The sequence below is a fragment of the Haloechinothrix aidingensis genome, from assembly GCF_013450155.1.
Lineage (GTDB): Bacteria > Actinomycetota > Actinomycetes > Mycobacteriales > Pseudonocardiaceae > Haloechinothrix > Haloechinothrix aidingensis.
This window is the reverse complement of the sequence record NZ_JACCKD010000001.1, coordinates 560,941-577,580: the sequence shown is the minus strand read 5'-3', so window position 1 is coordinate 577,580 and position 16,640 is coordinate 560,941. Positions and strand designations below refer to the sequence as shown.

The following is a 16,640-nucleotide window of genomic DNA, read 5'->3' as shown; positions in this document are numbered from 1 at the left end:
CGCTAAGCGCTTGCTGGGCGTGGAATGCGGGGCGAATCACACGATGACGCGGGCAACGGGTGACAGTGCCACGGCCGAGGCGGTGGAGGAGGTCCCGCGCCCTCGCACGACACCCCGGCGCGCCGAGACGCGGCGCAGGCTGGTCGACGCGGCGTTCGACGTACTCACCGAGCACGGGATCCGGGACGCGCGGATCGAGCTGATCTGCGACCGGGCCGGCTTCAGCCGGGGTGCGTTCTACTCGAACTTCACCAGCAAGGAAGACCTGTTCCTGGCGATGTACGAGGAACAGATGCACGAGCGCCGCGAGCGGCTGCGGGCCGTCATCGACGACGTCCTGGCCGACAACGCCGTGGCGGGAAGGCAGTCGCTGCGGGAGACCGTCCGGCAGATCGGCACGCTGTTCATGGAACCGCTCGTGCCCGACCAGCGGTGGCACCTGCTCGTCAGCGAGTTCCGGGTGCACGCGTTACGGCAGCCGCGGCTACGGGAGCAGGCCGAGCGGGCGCAGCGCCGGTTCTTCGACGAGATCGGCGACATCCTGGCCGACATGCTCCGGCGACTCGACATCGCGCTGCGCGTCACACCGCATGACGCGGTATCGGTGCTGGCGGCGATATACGAGAAGGCCCTGGAGCAGGCCCTGTTCGAGGGCGTGGACGCGACGACGGACGACCGGCTGCTCACCGAGGTGCTGCCCGAGGTCCTGCTGTCGCTGGTCGTGCGCGAGGAATGAGCGGGCTACGACCCGTACGCCACGGACAATCCTGATCACCTCGCGTACCACCGGCACAACCGGGCTCACGACAGGATGGCGGGGCAGGTGCGCATGCGGGTCCGCCACGAGCGGCTGGCCACGCCCTGGTTCGACTACCTGCTCTGCTCCCCGCGGGAGCTGGAAGAACCCCTGGCCGACTCACCCTGGCAACTCACCGATGTGCACCAGACCGGCAGCGGCGACTACCTGGCGATCATGGAGCGCCGATGAGCCGGCACAGCGCCGGGGCGCCGACGCCGGACACACAAGGCACGCCCCTGTAGCCGCAAGCGGCGTAGACGCATTCGTGCAGGCAATACAAGCAGGCACCGCCCATGTGATCACGTCAAGACGTCCGGATACACTGACCGCGCCGGGCCGTTAGCTCAATTGGCAGAGCTGCGGACTTTTAATCCGTAGGTTCTGGGTTCGAGTCCCAGGCGGCCCACCATCATCCCAGGTCAGCGATCGGACGGCAGTCGGCCGCGGTGAACGGCGCCGAATCGACCTCGCCGCGTCAGCCGCGCCCGTGCGGTGTCCGCCACGCATCCGGGTCGGGGCCCTTGGGCACGATCTGGGTCGGGTTGATGCTGGTGTGTACCACGTAGTAGTGGGTCTTGATCTGCTCGAAGTCGATCGTTTCGCCGAAACCGGGGGTCTGGTAGAGGTCGCGGGCGTAGGCCCACAGCACGGGCATCTCCGACAGCTTCTGCCGGTTGCACTTGAAGTGGCCGTGGTAGACGGCGTCGAAGCGCACCAGTGTGGTGAACAGCCGGATGTCTGCCTCCGTGATGGTGTCCCCCATCAGGTACCGACGCCCCGCCAGCCGTTCCTCGAGCCAGTCGAGGCTCGTCCACAGCCGGTCGTAGGCCTCCTCGTACGCCTCCTGGGATCCGGCGAAGCCGCAACGGTAGACGCCGTTGTTGATCTCGGTGAAGATTCGCTCCATGACCGCGTCCATCTCCTCGCGGAGTCCGGCGGGCCACAGGTCCGGTGCATCCGGCTTGATGTAGTCGGTCCACTCGTGCCAGAAATCGTGGGTGATCCACGGGAAGTCGTTGGTGACCAGCTTCCCGCTGGAAACCTCGACGATCGCGGGCACCGTGATACCGCGTCGGTAGTCCGGGAACCGCCGGAAGTACGCCTCCTGCAGCCGCTCGATACCCAGCACCGGGTCACGGCCGCCCGGGTCGAGGTCGAAGGTCCAGCTGCGCTCGTCATGGGTGGGGCCGGGTTGCCCGAGCGAGATCACATCCTCCAGCCCGAGCAGCTTGCGGACGATGACGCTCCGGTTCGCCCACGGGCACGCAGGAGCTGCGATCAGCCGGTACCGGCCCGGCTCGACGGGCCACAACTCGCCGTCGACCGGCCCGTGCTCGGGCGTGCGGGCATCCTTGGTGATCCGGTCCGGCACGTAGTTCATGTCCCGGCGGAACGACTTGTCGGCCATACGCCCAGCCTACGTCCGGCGGTCCCGCGATGTCGGCACGCGTCGGACGCCGTACGACGGCGGCACGGTGCCCGTGAGGAGTCGATCCTCGGGCGGTGAACCGCTCCGGGCGTCAGGCACCCACTTTTGTGGGTAGCCGGTTGAGCGCACCGCGGCGAGGGTGGCGTACTTCACCCCGCGACCCAGCACAGCACGACGACCGGAGGGCCCATGTCAGCAGCGACGCCGCAACGTCCGAGCTACGCGTCAGGCACGTCCGAGGTCCCGCTGCTCGGTGACACGATCGGCGACAACCTCACCCGCACCGTCGCGGCGTTCGGTGACCGCGAGGCGCTGGTCGACCACCCGAGCGGCAGGCGCTGGACGTACCGGGCGTTCGCCGACGACGTCGACGCCGTCGCGCTCGGCCTCGCCGCACGCGGTGTCGGCAAGGGTGACCGGGTGGGCATCTGGTCCCCGAACTGCCCGGAATGGACACTCGTGCAGTACGCGACGGCGAAGCTCGGCGCGATCCTGGTCAACATCAACCCGGCCTACCGCACGCATGAGCTGACCTACGTCCTCAACCAGGCCGGTATCAGCACCCTCATCTCGGCGTCCGGCTTCAAGTCGTCGGACTACGTCGCCATGATCGACGAGGCTCGGCCGGACTGCCCCACCCTGAGCGACGTGCTGGTTCTCGGCACCCCCGAGTGGCACGACCTGCTCGCCACAGGTGCGGCCGCCGACCACGCCAGGCTCGACGACATCGCGGCCACCCTCTCGCCGGACGACCCGATCAACATCCAGTACACCTCGGGCACGACCGGGTTCCCCAAGGGCGCGACGCTGTCGCACCACAACATCCTCAACAACGGCTTCTTCGTCGGCGAGCTGTGCGGCTACACCGAAGCCGACCGGATCTGCATCCCGGTGCCGTTCTACCACTGTTTCGGCATGGTGATGGGCAATCTCGCCGCCACGAGCCACGGCGCCTGCATGGTCATCCCCGCGCCCGGTTTCGACCCCGAGGCGACGCTGGAGACCGTCGCCGCCGAGCGCTGCACCTCGCTGTATGGCGTACCCACGATGTTCATCGCCGAGCTGTCCGAGCCGTCGCTCGATCAGTACGACGTGTCGAGCCTGCGCACCGGGATCATGGCGGGCGCTCCCTGCCCGGCCGAGATCATGAAGCAGGTCATCGACCGGCTGGGCATGCGCGAGGTCACCATCTGCTACGGCATGACGGAGACGTCGCCGGTGTCGATGCAGACCCGTACCGACGACACCATCGAACGCCGGGTGTCGACGGTGGGGCAGGTGCACCCGCACCTCGAGGTGAAGATCATCGACCCGGAATCCGGACTGACCGTGCCACGCGGCACCCCTGGCGAGTTCTGCACCCGCGGCTACTCGGTGATGCTCGGGTACTGGGAGCAGGCGGACGAAACCGCCGAGGCCATCGACGCCGCACGCTGGATGCACACCGGCGACATCGCCGTGATGGATGACGAGGGGTACGTCCAGGTCACCGGCCGCATCAAGGACATGATCATCCGGGGTGGCGAGAACATCTACCCCCGCGAGATCGAGGAGTTCCTGCACACCCACCCCGACATCGTCGATGCGCAGGTCATCGGCGTGCCGGATGAGCGGTACGGCGAGGAGCTGATGGCCTGGGTCATCCTCCGCGACGGCGCGGAGCCGATTACCGCCGAGTCGCTGCGGGAGTTCGCCACCGACAGGCTCACGCACTACAAGATCCCGCGCTACGTGCACGTCGTCGACGAGTTCCCGATGACCGTCACCGGCAAGGTGCGCAAGGTCGACATGCGCGAGCGGGCCATCGAGATCCTCTCCGGAGGTCGCTGATCAGGCATTTCCTGTGCGACACTCGGAAGATGCCGCGAGCACGGTTAGAGGGTCTTGTCGAGCGGATCCGGAGTTCGGCCGGACTCGACGGCTCCTTCGGCGCGGAGATAGCGCCCCGTAGCGACCGGTACCTGATCGACCGGGTTTCCGGGCAGCGCATGCACCCGCTGAACGGCGTCGTCGTCGATGCCGGCGCCGGCATCGGCGGCAAGGCGATGCTGCTTGGCAGGCCGATGGCGGTCACCGACTACCAGCGCGCCGACTGCATCACGCACGACTTCGACCAGCCGGTCGCGCAGTCGGGACTACGGTCGATCCTGGCGATTCCGGTGATGCTGGACGGCGTGCCGCGCGCGATGATCTACGGCGCCCTGCGCAGCGCGAACCCGATCAGCGACCGGCGGATCGACATCGCGTACCGGCTGATCAACGAGTACCGGTTCGACCTGCGGGTCGACGACGAGGTGGCACGCCGGTTCGACGAGCTCGACACCGCGGCCGGTGCCCGGGAGTCGGCACACCTGCGCGAGCAGCTACGCGCCGTCCACGCCGAGGCGCGCGCTCTCGCCGACGAGGTCACCGACCCCCAACTGCGCGCCCGCATCGAGGCGTTGTCCGTGCGGGCCGGTGGCGGCGGGCAACCGAGCGAGCCGCCTCAGACCGACTACCAGCTCACCCGCCGCGAGCTGGACGTCGTGGTGCAGGTCGCTGCCGGGCTGTCCAACGCCGACGTCGCCTGCCGGCTCGGGCTCGCCCCCGCAACCATCAAGGCCTACCTCAAGACGGCCATGCGTAAGACCGGCGTGCACAACCGACTGGCGCTGATCGCGGCGTGCCGCCGGGCCGGGCTGATTACCTAGCGGCAGTCATGTCGCCGATTCGCTGACGGTGATCGGCAACGACTCCAAGGAGCGGAACACGTCTGGGCAACCAACTCGTTCTGAGCAGGGGCCGCGTGTCCGGCGGTGCGATCGTCGCTGCCCTGGACGTCGCAGCAGCCGTCCACACCGGCCTCCCGGACCTCGATTCGCGCTGCCGGTCTCAGCGGCGTTCGTCGGCCACGGCGGCACGAACCGCAGGGGCGATGTCGTCGGCGAAGGCGCGGATCTGGTCAGGGTCGTCCCCGTCGGTTCCGAGCACGAAGGTGTCCATGCCGTACTCAAGGACGAGTTCGGTGAGCTGGTCGATCCACTGTTCGGCCGGACCGTGCAGGAATCCGCGCGATCCGGTGGTGGTGATCGTGCCGAAGATGTTGTAGATGCGCTGGATCCCGGCGGGGTCACGGCCCGCGTCGTACGCGGCGTCGTCGATACGGGCGTGCTTGTCGGCAAGACCGTCCGGCGCCACGTAACTCGACGACGGTACCCAGCCGTCTGCTGAGCGTCCGACCTCGGCGAGCAGGCGTGGGCCGAGCACACCGAGCCACAGGCCGATGGGATGCGCGGGTGCGGGGCCGGGGTGCACCCCGGACAGCTGGTAGTAGGTGCCGTCGACTCGTACGGAGGGCGCACCGGACCACATGGCTCGGATCACCGCGACCGCCTCGGTCAGTGCCGTCGCGGCCTGACCGGGGCTGCGTACCGGCCCGCCCATGGCACCGATGGCTTTCCAGAACGCTCCGGCACCCAGGCCCAGCTCGACGCGCCCGCCGGACAGCAGGTCGAGGCTGGCAGCGGCTTTCGCGAGCACCGCCGGTGCGCGCAGGGGCAGGCTCGCTACGTCGGGGAAGACGCGAACGTGGTGCGTGCGGGCGAGGATGGTGGCCATCAGGGACCAGGTGTCCAGGAATCGTTTCTGGTACGGATGGTCCTGGATACCGATCAGGTCAAGCTCGCGTTCATCGCTCACGGAGGCTACGTGCAGCGTGTGGGCCACAGCCTCGGCATCCGGCGTGACGAATGCGCCGAACTGCAGCTCGCGCCCGTAGTCACCCATGTCCCGTTCCTTTCCGTACGGTGGGTGCCTGCGTCAACCGGCGGCTGACGCCCGGCCCCGCTCCGCCGGTCACATGTGGTTCGCTCTCTCCAGAAACTCGGCCACAGCCGGGAGCAGCTGTGGATTGATCGTGTGTCCACCCTGGTGAGTGTGAACGCTCACCGTCGCACCCGCCGCACGAAGCTGCTCGGTGAGCGTGGCGGTGTGTTCGGGGGTGGCCATCGGGTCGGCCTGCCCGTTGACCACCGCGACCCGTTTGCCGGTCAGGTCCGCCCGCGGCGGGGTGTGGAACGGAACCATCGCGGCAAGCAGCACCGCTCCGGACAGCGCCCCCGGTCTGCGCAGGAGGGTCGCGGACGCGATGTTGGCGCCGTTGGAGAACCCGACCGCGCGCCACGTGCCGGGCTCGACGTCGTACACCTGCTCCGCCGCGGTGAGGAACTCAGTGAGCTCGTCGACCCGGGCACGCAGGTCCTGCTCGTCGAACACCCCCTCGCGCAGGCGGCGGAAGAACCGGGGCATCCCGTTCTCCTGCACCGACCCGCGCACGGACAGCGCCGGTGCCGTGGGTGCGAGGTGGTCGCGCAACGGCAGCAGGTCGTGTTCGTCACCGCCGGTGCCGTGCAGCAACAACAGCGGAGCTTCCGGCGTGTCCGAGGAGCCTGGTAACCACACGTGGGGACGGTCCAATGTGGCGGTCATGGCGTGGTCCTTTCCTCGAGTTCCGGGTTGTTCTCGGCCGGCAACGACAGGTCCGGCAGTGCTGCCTCGATCTGCTCGCGATCGGGCTCCAACCACGGTGGCAGTTTCAGCGCCCTGCCGAGTTCCAGCAGGGGCTCGTCGACGTTGAACCCGGGCTGGTCCGTCGCGATCTCCAGCAGCGTTCCGCCGGGTTCGCGGAAGTAGATCGAGCGGAAGTACTGCCGGTCGAGGATCGAGGTAACCTGCGCTCCCCGCTCGACGAGCTCCGCGCGCCACCGTTCCTGCGTGGCCTCGTCCGGCGCGCGCCATGCCACGTGGTGCACGGTACCGCCTGCCACGAGCCCGTGCGGACCGTTCGGGGAGACCACCACGTCCACCAAACCGCCCGGTTCGCCGGCTCCCGCGGCGAACCGGAGCCGGTTGCCGTCCTGGCCCGCTGCGTGCAGCCCCAGCTCCTCCAGCATCGCGACAGTGCCGGACTCGCTTGCCGTGGACAGCGTCACCGAGTGCAGCCCGCGAACCCCGTGCTCGGGCGGGATGACCCCGTTGTCCCACGGGTCGCGCTGGTCTCCCTGCGGATGGGCCACCAGCGCCAGCTCGAGCCCGTCCGGGTCGTTGAAGGTCAGCGCCGCCTCACCGTCACGTTCGGCGATATCGCTGACCTCGACCCCCAGGTCCCGCAGATGCTTGCGCCACCAGCCGATCGAGGATGCCGGTACCGAGAACGCGGTCGTCGTGGCCTGCCCCGTCCCGCGTCGGCCCGGCGGTACCTGGCCGAACGGGAAGAAGGTCAACAAGGTGCCCGGCCGACCGGACTCGTCGCCGTAATAGAGGTGGTAGACGTCCGGGGCGTCGAAGTTGACCGTCGTCTTGACCAGCCGAAGCCCGAGCGTGCGCAGGTAGAACTCCGCGTTGCGTTGCGGGTCACCCGCGATGGCTGTCACGTGGTGCAGCCCGCTGGTTGCCAGAGTCATACTTGCTCTCCTCCCCGAAACCCTGGTCCGGCCGCAGGTGCAGTTCCCGGCGGCCGTACCAGGGCTTCAGGCGTGTCGCATCGTCACGCCGCACGAACGTTCGCCATCGCGGCCGCGATGGCCACGACACGCTTGCCCTGCACGCTCGCGGCGGTCCGGGTGTCCTCGTCGACGGGCAGCTGACCGTTGCCATCCACGTGGCTGGTGCCGTACGGGTTGCCGTCAACGAACTTCGCCGGATCGGTGTAGCCGGGGCTGGCGACGATTCCGCCGAAGTGATGAATGGTGTTGTACAGGGCGAGCAGGGTGGATTCCTGTCCACCGTGCCGCGTGGCGCTGGAGACGAACCCGCTGTACACCTTGTCGGCCAGCAAGCCCTGCTGCCACTGCGGCCCGAGCGTGTCGAGGAACTGCTTCAGCTGCGCCGCCACGTTGCCGTACCGCGTCGGCGAGCCGAAAACCACCGCATCGGCCCACACCACGTCATCGGGGGTGGCCTCGGGTATGTGCCTGGTCGACTCCACGTTCTCGCGCCAAGCCGGATTGGAATCGATCGCCTCGTCCGGAGCCAGTTCGGCTGCCCGGCGTACGCGGACCTCCGCCCCCTCGGCCTCGGCGGTCTTGGCCAGTACCGACGCCATTTCCGCGATCGTGCCCGTGGCCGAGTAGTAGATCACGCTCAGCTTGACCGGCTGGTTCATGTCGTCCTGTCCTCCTTCGGTGGCATTCCGGCACGGCCGGAATGCGTGCGCTGCTTCGTCCTGCCGGGCGCCCGCTCGCTCTCGTCGGACTCGGGATCCGATACGGCCGCACCCAGATAGTTGACGTATCACCAAAGATAATAGAGGGAACATGGTGACGTGTCAACTACTCCGCTACACTGGCAGATGTGACCGACCCTCGCTGGCTGACCGAATACGAGCAGCGCGCCTGGCGCGCCTACCTCGACATGCACGCTCGCCTGACCGCCCGCCTGCACCGGGACCTCCAGGCCGACTCCGGGCTGTCGCTGTCCGACTTCGACGTGCTGGTCCAGCTCACCGATCGAGACGACGAGCGCGTCCGCGTGCTCGAACTGGCCCAGGCACTGCAGTGGGAGAAGAGCCGCCTGTCGCATCACCTCGCACGCATGGAGCGCCGCGGCCTCGTCGAACGCCAGGAGTGCCCCGATGACGCGCGGGGCGCGTTCATCGCGCTGACCGCTGAGGGCCGTCGCACGATCGAACAGGCGGCCCCCCAACACGTGAACACGGTCCGTGACCTGGTCTTCGACCAGCTCACCGCCGAGCAGGTCGACACCCTGCTCGCGATCAGCACACAAGTGCAGGCGCGGCTCGACGACACGCAGTGACCTCCGTCGCCGGGTCCGCCGATGTGTCCTCGGCGGGGTCGCTGCTCGGGTTACGTCCCGGCCGTAACGGCGGTGTCGGGTTCGCGGTTCCAGCCCTTGATGGAGAAGGACACGCCCTCACGGTAGGCGGTGATCCCGGCTCCGGGGTAGTCGATGAGGTCGGTGGGCAGGCTGTCGAGGTCGAACCAGCCGATGCCGGAACACTTGTCGGGTTCCCGGTTGACGGGTTCACCGATCCAGCGTGCCGTGGCGAAGAACAGCCCGAGCCGGGGCTCGGGACCGGAGCCGTTGACGTGGAGCGTGTGCACATGATCCAGGTCGGCGGGGTCGATCAGCACGCCGACTTCTTCCTCGGCCTCGCGCGCAGCGGCGGTCAACGCGTCCTCACCGGCGTCGAGCTTGCCGGACGGGAGGTGCCACATGCCGTCGAAGCCGCCGCCGCGTCGCCTGGTCAGCAGTAGTCCGGGGTCGCTGATCAGAAGAACGTGGACATCGATGAGGTGGCGGTCGGGCACGACGACGGGTCCTCGCGTGTGTGGTCTCTGCGGCCAGGCCGGCTACATCCGCACAGGTGGTGCATCCGACCTGGCCGCAGCCTACGCGGTGACCTGTCATTCGTCGGGTTCGACGTGACTGCCGAGCTGGAACGACCAGGTCCTGCCGTATTCGCGCGCCAGGAGGCACCGGCCCTCGCGGCGTATCCAGGCCCGGACGGCGTACTCGCCGGACCTGCGTACCCCGGACCGCATCAGCTCGGCCGGGGCAGCCGCACAGCCGTGCCGGTGACGCTGACCCGGTCGTCATCGGCCGCCAGATCGACCATCAGGTCACTGCGCCTGCCCATGTCCTCGCCCTGAACGATGTGCAGCCGCGCAGGCAGGCCCACCGACCCCAGCTCACGCACGTAACCACCGAACGCGGCAGCCGCGGCTCCGGTCGCGGGGTCTTCCACGACACCACCGACGGGGAACGGGTCACGGGCGTGGAAGACGGTGGCTGACTGCGCCCACACGAGGTGGACCGTCGTCCAGCCATGGGTTCGCATGTGCGCACCCAGTGCCTCGAAGTCGTAGTCCAACCGTGCCAGCCGTTCCCGGCTGGCGGCAGCGAGCACCAGGTGGTCGTTGCCCGCGTAGGCCACCGCGGGCGGGTACGCGGGATCCAGCTCGGAGCCGGACCACCCGAGCGCGCTCAGGACCGGTTCCCACTCTGCAGCGGTCGCGAGGCGGCTGCGGGTGGCGACGCTGGTGAACGTGGCCCACAAGGTACCGTCCTGTCCCCCGGTCACGTTGAGCGTCATCTCGCCGGGGCCGATCTCGAACCGCACCTCGCCCGTTCCCGACCGCTCCGCGATCGCGATCGCGGTGGCGACGGTGGCGTGGCCGCAGAAAGCCACCTCCGCGCGGGGACTGAAATATCGCAACCGGTAGCTCCCCCGCTCAGGGGTCGCGTCCACGACGAAGGCGGTTTCGGAGTAGCCCACCTCCGCCGCGATCCGCTGCATCTCGGCATCACTCAACTCGCCGGCATCGAGGACCACTCCGGCTGGATTGCCCCCGGCGGGCTCACCGGTGAAGGCGGCGTAACGGAGGACATCAACACGAGACGCAGCGACCATGTCCGGATAACCGTGACCGTGACCGCGGCATTCCCGCGCTGCTCACCGGGACCGGGAACCGCGGCTCAGAGACGATCTTGACGCCGCAACCGTATGTGACTCGCGCCACATGATCATCGAATTCACGGGGGTGTCGACGTCCGTGTTACCTCGTGTAACGTTACCTCAGGTAACACCATCGAAGGGAGGCGCTCATGGTCGCCGTCGAGTCCGGGGTCGCCCCGCAGCAGGACCGAGACGACGTCGCTCGCAGGTTGCTGGACTCGTCCGAGACGCTGTCCTACGACCCCACCGAGGAGGTCGACTGGGACACGCCGCTCGACACGAGCTATCACGGCGCCAGCCCCGAGTGGAGCACCCTGTACGGGACGTCCTACTGGGACGAGATGTCGCCGGAACAGCAGCGCGAGCTGACCCGCCAGGAAGCCGCCTCGGTAGCCAGCACCGGCATCTGGTTCGAGATGATCCTGCAGCAGATGGTGCTGCGGGACTTCTACGCCAAGGACCCGACCGACCCGTCCTTCCAGTGGGCGCTGACCGAGATCGCCGACGAGTGCCGGCACTCCATCATGTTCGCGCGGGGTGCGGCCAAGCTCGGCGCCCCCGCCTACCGCCCGAACCGCGTCGTCGTCGAGCTCGGCAGGCTGTTCAAGTCCGTCGCGTTCGGCGAGTCCGCCTACGCCGCGATCCTGGTCGCCGAGGAAGTGCTCGACGTGATGCAACGGGACTGGATGCGGGACGAGCGCGTCGCACCGTTCGTGCGCACCATCAACAACATCCACGTCGTCGAAGAGTCCCGGCACATGAAGTTCGCCAGGGAGGAGACCAAGGCACGGCTGCAGGGATCCGGCAAGCTGCGCAGGCAGGTCGACGCCCTCGTCGTGGCGATCGCCTCGTACTTCATCGTCACCAGCATGGTGAACAAGGACGTGTACGCCAACGCGGGACTCGACCCCGAGCGCGCCATCCGCGAGGCGAAGGCGAACGAGCACCACAAGTCGATGATGCGTTCGAGCTGCGCGGGACTGATGGAGTTCCTCAACTCGGCCGGGCTGCTCACCAGGTCGGCGATGTGGTTCTACAAGCGAGCGAACCTGATCTGAGCCCATGGCTTTCGCGATCACACAGACCTGCTGCACCGACGCGACCTGCATCTCGGTCTGCCCGGTCAACTGCATCCATCCGACTCCGGACGAGCCGGACTTCGGCCTCACCGAGATGCTCTACATCGACCCGCAGGCGTGCATCGACTGCGGCGCCTGCGCGGATGCCTGCCCGGTCGACGCCATCTTCCCCGTCGAGGGGCTGACCGAGTCGCTGAAGCCCTACGCCGACATCAACGCCGACTACTACGCGGACCGCAACCCCATCGCGGAAGCAAGCGACCCGAGCCCGAACTTCCACTCCTGGGACCAGCCGGTGTTCGACCGGGTCATCCCGGCCGACCTCGAGCCGCTCGACGTCGCCGTCGTCGGCACAGGGCCCGCGGGTATGTACGCGGTCGAGGACCTGCTCCTGCACACCAACGCCCGGGTCACCCTGATCGACCGGCTGCCGCACGCGGGCGGCCTCATCCGGTACGGCGTCGCGCCCGACCACCAGTCCACCAAGAAGATCGGCGAGAACTTCGCCCGCTTCCACAACCACCCCCGGCTCCGGATGCGGCTGGGCGTCGAGATCGGCAAGGACGTCACGGTCGACGAGGTGGCCGCCCACCACGACGCCGTGATCTACGCCGTCGGTGCCTCGTCCGCGCGCAGGCTCGGCATCCCCGGCGAGGACCTGACCGGCAGCATCGCGGCAACGACCGTGGTGGCCTGGTACAACGGCCACCCGGACGTGCCGGAGGACGCCGTCGACCTCTCTGCCGAGCGTGTGGTCATCGTCGGCAACGGCAACGTCGCGCTCGACGCGGCGCGGATCCTGACCACCGACCCGAGCGCGCTCGACGGCACGACGATCTCGCAGACCGCCCTGGCACAGCTGAAGTCCAGCAAGGTGCGCGAGGTCGTGCTCCTCGGGCGGCGCGGGCCCGACGCCGCCGCGTACACCAGGCCGGAGCTTCTCGCGCTCACCGAGCACGAGGGCATCGAGCTCGTGGTGGACGCGCATGACCCGGCAGTCGCCCAGGCCATCGACGACGCGGGTACCGGCGACAAGGCGCGGCTGCTCCAGGGCGTCACGCGCGAGGCGGTCGACTGCTCGGCGCCACCCGGGCACGGGAAACGTCGCATCGTGTTCCGTTTCAACTCCGCGCCCGCCGAGATCCTCGGCGACACGCAGGTTCGCGGTATCCGCGCCACCGGCGGCACGGGCGATGTCGAGATCGCCGCGGGTCAGGTGATCCGCGCGATCGGCTACCGGGGCGCTCCGGTGGACGGGCTGCCGTTCGACGAACAGGCAGGGACCATCCCGCACTCGGGCGGGCGCGTGCAGGGGCGGCAGAACTCCTACGTGGTCGGCTGGATCAAGCGCGGCCCCTCGGGCGGCATCGGCGCGAACAGGGCGTGCGCCAAGGAGACGGTCGGGACTCTGCTCGACGACGCCATCGCGGGACGGCTGCCCGAGCCCCGCCGCAAGCCCAAGAACTTCGTCAAGCTGGCCTCGCGGCGCGCCCGGCGCCCCGCACGCGCCGCCGCCGGACCCTCCTGATCCGGCGCTCCCGCGACGGGGCGGCCGGATGTGCGGTGGCGGTCGCTCGGCCGCTCGCCGACGATAGGTACGTTGGCACGCGGCACGCAGGCGAGTACGAGGGAGGCCGGATGCACCGGATCAGTCTCGACGGGTCCACCCCGCACGTGGCGGACGGCGGCTGGGTCGCCCCAGGGGTTTACCTCATCGGTGCCGTCGAGGTCGCCGCCGAGGCGAGTGTCTGGTACGGCTGCGTGCTACGCGCCGACAACGACCGCATCGTCCTCGGGCGGGAGAGCAACCTGCAGGACGGGTGCATGGTGCACGCCGACCCGGACCGGCCCGTCACCGTCGGCGCAGGGGTCTCGGTCGGCCACGGCGCGGTGCTGCACGGCTGCACCATCGAGGACGACGTGCTCGTCGGGATGGGAGCGACCGTGCTCAACGGCGCCCGGATCGGCTCCGGCAGCATCATCGCCGCCGGTGCTGTCGTACTAGAGAACACCGAGGTACCCGCCAACTCCCTGGTGGCAGGAGTCCCGGGCAAGGTGCGGCGCGAGACGAGCCAGGACGAGCGGGACCACATCACCGCGAACGCCCGGACGTACCTGCGGCACAAGAACACGCATTCCGCCGCGGTGGGCTGACACGGCGGAACGCGCGCGGGCACCCGATGCTCGCTGCCGTTCAGGAAGCGGTACTCAGAGCCCGTACTTCTCCAGCAGCCGCAGCCACACCTCGCTGACCGTGGGGAACGACGGCACGGCGTGCCACAGCCTGTCCACGGGTACCTCCCCTGCCACGGCGATCGTGGCACCGTGCACCAGCTCGTCGGCGGCCGGGCCGGTGAACGTCGCGCCGAGCACGATCCGGCGGTCATCGTCGATGACCAGCTTGCTCGTGCCCGACAGGCCGCCGCCCTTGGTCACCGCACCGGCCACGGCTCCCGTGTCGTGCGTGACGGTCACGACCCGGTGGCCGCGCTCCCGTGCCGTGGCCTCGGTGAGCCCGACCGCACCCACCAGCGGGGTCGTGAACACCACGCGCGGCGTGGCGTTGTGGTCGGAGTGGGCCACGGCGGACTTGCCCGCGATGACATCCCCGGCGACCCGTGCCTGGTACTTGCCCATGTGCGTCAGCAGGTTGCGGCCGTTGCAGTCCCCGACCGCGTACAACCAGTCCCCGTCGACCCCCAGCACGCGCAGCTGATCGTCGGTGAGCACGTACTTACCCGGCTCCAGCCCGACGGTCTCCAAACCGATGTCCTCGGTGATCGGGGCGCGGCCGACAGCGACCACGAGCTCGTCCGCGGTCACCTCGGCACCGTCGCTGGTGGTGACCGTGACCGGCGCGTCGTCCGCGGGGCGGCGCACGCCGGTGGCCTGGGTGCCCGTCCGCACGTCCACACCGCTCTCCCGCAGGGCGTCGGCCAGCTCGGCACCGACGAACGGTTCCTCGGGCCCCAGCAGCCGGTCCGCCATCTCGATCAACGTGACCTCCCGCGAGCCCAGCGAGCGCCAGGCTTGGGCCATCTCCACGCCGACCACGCCGCCACCGAGGATCACCAGCCGTTCCGGGACCTCCTTGGCCGTGGTGATGTCCCTGCTGTCCCAGGTACGGGTCTCGCGCAACCCGTCGATCGGGGGCACGGCGGCACGGCTTCCCGTGGCCAGCACGACGGCCCGCGTGGCACGGAGCCTGCTCGTGCCCCCACTCTCGTCGGTGACCTCGATCTCGCGCTCTCCGACCAGCCGCCCGTGACCCCGGTAGAGCGCGATGCCCTCGCCGCGCACCCAGTCCTCCTGGCCCGAGTCGTCCCAGCCGGACGTCAGCTTGTCCCGGCGTCGCAACGCCTCCGCGGTGTCGATCTCGCCGGTGACCGCCTCCCTGGCGCCGGGAACGCGCCGGACGGCGTCGAGCACCTCCCCCGGCCGTAGCAGGGCCTTGCTCGGCATGCACGCGTAGTAGGAGCACTCACCGCCGAGCAGGTGCTCCTCGACCACCGCGGCCGAGAGCCCGTGCCCGACGGGACGTGCGGCGGCGTTCTCCCCCACCGCACCGCCCCCGAGCACGATCACGTCGTACTCCGCGTCGCCGGCCTCGTTCATGGCATGCCTCCTTTCCTGGGGATCGTCCGTGGCACGCGCTCCCTTCCGGGTAGCGGATCCAGCTGGATCCGCTACCCGGCATGCGCGTTACTACCCTCAGCTTTCCAGGTCAGGAGCTGCAGGCAAGTCGGACTCGGTACCGACGAAGTGGTTGAAGTAGTTCGTCATGATGGTGCGGACGGTGTCCGCGAAGGTGTCCAGGAGCTGCTGCTCGGACCAACCGGCGTCCACAGCCCGCTGCCACGTGGCGTCGGCGACGAATCCCTTGTGCTCGGCCGCCTCGCGGGCGACTCGCAACAGAGCGTCGAGCGCCGGGTCGAACCCGACCTCACCCCGGCGGATCGCCTTCGTCTGCTCCTCGTCGAATCCCTGGGACTTCGCGGCCAGGGTGTACGCGGCCTGGCAGTAGTCACACTCGTTCACCGCGGCGACCGTGAGGTGGACGGCCTCACGCGTCGCCGGGCTCAACGAGCTGTAGTCGGCGATCGTGCCTTCCGCCGCGGTGAAGGCGTTCAGCACCGCCGGGGAGTTGGCCATCTCGCCGAAGATGTTGAGCACACCGCCGAACTTCTCGTGGAGTGCCTTGAGACTGTCGCGACTGGACTCCGGAGCGCTCTCCAACCCGTGAACCTGCACTCGAGGCACAGCGTCCTCCCTGCGTTCGTCTCGATATCAGAGGCACCCGGAGGAACAGGGCACTCACGCGCGGTATTCCTGACCGCGCGCGACACGTCCCGGGATGTAACTCTCAGAAGGGATATATCCACAATCGACAGCCCAGCGGGATATGGCGCACTACCCGCGAACGATACGCCTGCTGAAGCCGAACAGCACGAGCGCGGCGACGAGGCCGAAGATCATGTGGCCCATCAAGCTCATCCACTGGTCGGACTCCACCACGAAGACCATGTTGCTCATCTCGGGGTCGGCGGTGACGCTCAGCCACAGCGGCATCGCGATCAGGGCGCCGATCACCCACCAGATCATCCCGTAGACGAGACCCGCCCCGAGTATCGGCGCGATGCGGTCGGCGAAACCACCGGCGAGCAGGCCGAAGATCACCCCGATCACGGCGGAGTTGGCCAGGTGCACGAGGAAGCCGACTCCGGCGTTCTCCACACCGACGAGCATGCCCACCATGGGAAGCATGTCCATCATGGCCATCAGCATGCCGAATACCGCTCCGCCGACGAGACCGGCGACGGCGCCGTACCCCGCCTTGGCACCCACGGTCGGTCCGGCCTGTAGCTGTGTCGACATATA

The 16,640-nt window shown here is 68.8% G+C and carries 18 protein-coding genes and 1 tRNA gene; 9 read left to right on the top strand and 10 right to left on the bottom strand.

Translation table 11 applies throughout. The features are described 5' to 3' along the window. Positions 1 to 43 precede the first annotated feature (43 nt). The 3 genes from H0B56_RS02845 (at position 44) to H0B56_RS02835 (ending at position 1,208) form a co-directional block, all read left to right on the top strand. On the top strand, positions 44 to 736 hold the full coding sequence (locus tag H0B56_RS02845) for a TetR/AcrR family transcriptional regulator (RefSeq protein WP_180891335.1): 693 nt from the start codon (positions 44 to 46) through the stop codon (positions 734 to 736). 93 nt (positions 737 to 829) lie between these two features. Next, complete coding sequence (locus tag H0B56_RS02840; RefSeq protein ID WP_180891334.1) at positions 830 to 988, top strand: hypothetical protein; 159 nt, start codon at positions 830 to 832, stop codon at positions 986 to 988. 144 nt (positions 989 to 1,132) lie between these two features. Beyond that, positions 1,133 to 1,208, top strand: a tRNA-Lys gene (locus H0B56_RS02835). 66 nt (positions 1,209 to 1,274) lie between these two features. Here H0B56_RS02835 and H0B56_RS02830 read toward each other — a convergent pair. After that, the gene (locus H0B56_RS02830; RefSeq protein ID WP_180891333.1) at positions 1,275 to 2,207 is read right to left on the bottom strand and encodes a glutathione S-transferase family protein; all 933 of its coding nucleotides are present in this window, start codon (positions 2,205 to 2,207) and stop codon (positions 1,275 to 1,277) included. Between the two features lie 210 nt (positions 2,208 to 2,417). Between H0B56_RS02830 and H0B56_RS02825 the strand changes: the two genes are divergently transcribed. Both H0B56_RS02825 and H0B56_RS02820 read left to right on the top strand, forming a co-directional pair. Continuing rightward, positions 2,418 to 4,058 (top strand): AMP-binding protein, encoded by a 1,641-nt coding sequence (locus H0B56_RS02825; protein ID WP_180891332.1) that lies wholly within the window; start codon positions 2,418 to 2,420, stop codon positions 4,056 to 4,058. A gap of 29 nt (positions 4,059 to 4,087) precedes the next feature. Continuing rightward, the gene (locus tag H0B56_RS02820; RefSeq protein WP_180891331.1) at positions 4,088 to 4,918 is read left to right on the top strand and encodes a helix-turn-helix transcriptional regulator; all 831 of its coding nucleotides are present in this window, start codon (positions 4,088 to 4,090) and stop codon (positions 4,916 to 4,918) included. A 181-nt stretch (positions 4,919 to 5,099) separates the two neighbouring features. On the opposite strand, the gene H0B56_RS02815 is transcribed toward H0B56_RS02820, so the two are convergent. The 4 genes from H0B56_RS02815 to wrbA all read right to left on the bottom strand — a co-directional run bounded on the left by H0B56_RS02815 (position 5,100) and on the right by wrbA (position 8,370). After that, complete coding sequence (locus H0B56_RS02815) at positions 5,100 to 5,993, bottom strand: LLM class flavin-dependent oxidoreductase (protein WP_180891330.1); 894 nt, start codon at positions 5,991 to 5,993, stop codon at positions 5,100 to 5,102. A 69-nt stretch (positions 5,994 to 6,062) separates the two neighbouring features. After that, entirely contained in the window at positions 6,063 to 6,695 is a 633-nt protein-coding gene (locus tag H0B56_RS02810) for an alpha/beta hydrolase (protein WP_180891329.1), read from the bottom strand. After that, the gene (locus H0B56_RS02805; protein ID WP_180891328.1) at positions 6,692 to 7,669 is read right to left on the bottom strand and encodes a ring-cleaving dioxygenase; all 978 of its coding nucleotides are present in this window, start codon (positions 7,667 to 7,669) and stop codon (positions 6,692 to 6,694) included. The genes H0B56_RS02810 and H0B56_RS02805 overlap by 4 nt, the downstream gene beginning before the upstream one ends. A gap of 83 nt (positions 7,670 to 7,752) precedes the next feature. Next, positions 7,753 to 8,370: an NAD(P)H:quinone oxidoreductase gene (gene wrbA, locus H0B56_RS02800; RefSeq protein ID WP_180891327.1), complete on the bottom strand. Its 618-nt coding sequence runs from the start codon at positions 8,368 to 8,370 to the stop codon at positions 7,753 to 7,755. 248 nt (positions 8,371 to 8,618) lie between these two features. Here wrbA and H0B56_RS02795 point away from each other — a divergent pair, with 248 nt between their 5' ends. After that, positions 8,619 to 9,020, top strand: coding sequence for a MarR family winged helix-turn-helix transcriptional regulator (locus tag H0B56_RS02795; protein WP_180891669.1), 402 nt, complete (start codon positions 8,619 to 8,621; stop codon positions 9,018 to 9,020). 50 nt (positions 9,021 to 9,070) lie between these two features. Here H0B56_RS02795 and H0B56_RS02790 read toward each other — a convergent pair whose 3' ends face one another. Continuing rightward, the gene (locus tag H0B56_RS02790) at positions 9,071 to 9,535 is read right to left on the bottom strand and encodes an NUDIX domain-containing protein (RefSeq protein ID WP_180891326.1); all 465 of its coding nucleotides are present in this window, start codon (positions 9,533 to 9,535) and stop codon (positions 9,071 to 9,073) included. A 233-nt stretch (positions 9,536 to 9,768) separates the two neighbouring features. Then, complete coding sequence (locus H0B56_RS02785; RefSeq protein WP_180891325.1) at positions 9,769 to 10,638, bottom strand: PhzF family phenazine biosynthesis isomerase; 870 nt, start codon at positions 10,636 to 10,638, stop codon at positions 9,769 to 9,771. A 194-nt stretch (positions 10,639 to 10,832) separates the two neighbouring features. Between H0B56_RS02785 and H0B56_RS02780 the strand changes: the two genes are divergently transcribed. From H0B56_RS02780 to H0B56_RS02770, 3 genes are all read left to right on the top strand, one after another. Next, positions 10,833 to 11,741, top strand: a complete 909-nt coding sequence (locus H0B56_RS02780) for an AurF N-oxygenase family protein (RefSeq protein ID WP_180891324.1) — start codon at positions 10,833 to 10,835, stop codon at positions 11,739 to 11,741. Positions 11,742 to 11,745: 4 nt separating this feature from the next. Further along, positions 11,746 to 13,290, top strand: coding sequence for an FAD-dependent oxidoreductase (locus H0B56_RS02775; protein ID WP_180891323.1), 1,545 nt, complete (start codon positions 11,746 to 11,748; stop codon positions 13,288 to 13,290). Positions 13,291 to 13,400: 110 nt separating this feature from the next. Next, the gene (locus H0B56_RS02770; RefSeq protein WP_180891322.1) at positions 13,401 to 13,916 is read left to right on the top strand and encodes a gamma carbonic anhydrase family protein; all 516 of its coding nucleotides are present in this window, start codon (positions 13,401 to 13,403) and stop codon (positions 13,914 to 13,916) included. A 54-nt stretch (positions 13,917 to 13,970) separates the two neighbouring features. Here the strand turns inward: H0B56_RS02770 and H0B56_RS02765 are convergent, their stop codons facing one another. The 3 genes from H0B56_RS02765 to H0B56_RS02755 form a co-directional block, all read right to left on the bottom strand. Then, complete coding sequence (locus H0B56_RS02765; protein ID WP_180891321.1) at positions 13,971 to 15,377, bottom strand: dihydrolipoyl dehydrogenase family protein; 1,407 nt, start codon at positions 15,375 to 15,377, stop codon at positions 13,971 to 13,973. A gap of 96 nt (positions 15,378 to 15,473) precedes the next feature. Further along, the gene (locus H0B56_RS02760; protein ID WP_180891320.1) at positions 15,474 to 16,022 is read right to left on the bottom strand and encodes a carboxymuconolactone decarboxylase family protein; all 549 of its coding nucleotides are present in this window, start codon (positions 16,020 to 16,022) and stop codon (positions 15,474 to 15,476) included. A 150-nt stretch (positions 16,023 to 16,172) separates the two neighbouring features. Next, positions 16,173 to 16,637, bottom strand: a complete 465-nt coding sequence (locus tag H0B56_RS02755) for a hypothetical protein (RefSeq protein ID WP_180891319.1) — start codon at positions 16,635 to 16,637, stop codon at positions 16,173 to 16,175. Between the last annotated feature and the right edge of the window lie 3 nt (positions 16,638 to 16,640).

What these genes read in the sequence shown, in the direction of transcription:
- H0B56_RS02820 (WP_180891331.1), top strand. Translation starts at nt 4,088, where the DNA reads ATGCCGCGAGCACGGTTAGAGGGTCTTGTCGAGCGGATCCGGAGTTCG.
- H0B56_RS02785 (WP_180891325.1), bottom strand. Translation starts at nt 10,638, where the DNA reads ATGGTCGCTGCGTCTCGTGTTGATGTCCTCCGTTACGCCGCCTTCACC.
- H0B56_RS02810 (WP_180891329.1), bottom strand. Translation starts at nt 6,695, where the DNA reads ATGACCGCCACATTGGACCGTCCCCACGTGTGGTTACCAGGCTCCTCG.
- H0B56_RS02770 (WP_180891322.1), top strand. Translation starts at nt 13,401, where the DNA reads ATGCACCGGATCAGTCTCGACGGGTCCACCCCGCACGTGGCGGACGGC.
- H0B56_RS02815 (WP_180891330.1), bottom strand. Translation starts at nt 5,993, where the DNA reads ATGGGTGACTACGGGCGCGAGCTGCAGTTCGGCGCATTCGTCACGCCG.
- H0B56_RS02765 (WP_180891321.1), bottom strand. Translation starts at nt 15,377, where the DNA reads ATGAACGAGGCCGGCGACGCGGAGTACGACGTGATCGTGCTCGGGGGC.
- H0B56_RS02840 (WP_180891334.1), top strand. Translation starts at nt 830, where the DNA reads ATGCGGGTCCGCCACGAGCGGCTGGCCACGCCCTGGTTCGACTACCTG.
- H0B56_RS02755 (WP_180891319.1), bottom strand. Translation starts at nt 16,637, where the DNA reads ATGTCGACACAGCTACAGGCCGGACCGACCGTGGGTGCCAAGGCGGGG.
- H0B56_RS02780 (WP_180891324.1), top strand. Translation starts at nt 10,833, where the DNA reads ATGGTCGCCGTCGAGTCCGGGGTCGCCCCGCAGCAGGACCGAGACGAC.
- H0B56_RS02845 (WP_180891335.1), top strand. Translation starts at nt 44, where the DNA reads ATGACGCGGGCAACGGGTGACAGTGCCACGGCCGAGGCGGTGGAGGAG.
- wrbA (WP_180891327.1), bottom strand. Translation starts at nt 8,370, where the DNA reads ATGAACCAGCCGGTCAAGCTGAGCGTGATCTACTACTCGGCCACGGGC.
- H0B56_RS02795 (WP_180891669.1), top strand. Translation starts at nt 8,619, where the DNA reads ATGCACGCTCGCCTGACCGCCCGCCTGCACCGGGACCTCCAGGCCGAC.
- H0B56_RS02805 (WP_180891328.1), bottom strand. Translation starts at nt 7,669, where the DNA reads ATGACTCTGGCAACCAGCGGGCTGCACCACGTGACAGCCATCGCGGGT.
- H0B56_RS02825 (WP_180891332.1), top strand. Translation starts at nt 2,418, where the DNA reads ATGTCAGCAGCGACGCCGCAACGTCCGAGCTACGCGTCAGGCACGTCC.
- H0B56_RS02830 (WP_180891333.1), bottom strand. Translation starts at nt 2,207, where the DNA reads ATGGCCGACAAGTCGTTCCGCCGGGACATGAACTACGTGCCGGACCGG.
- H0B56_RS02775 (WP_180891323.1), top strand. Translation starts at nt 11,746, where the DNA reads ATGGCTTTCGCGATCACACAGACCTGCTGCACCGACGCGACCTGCATC.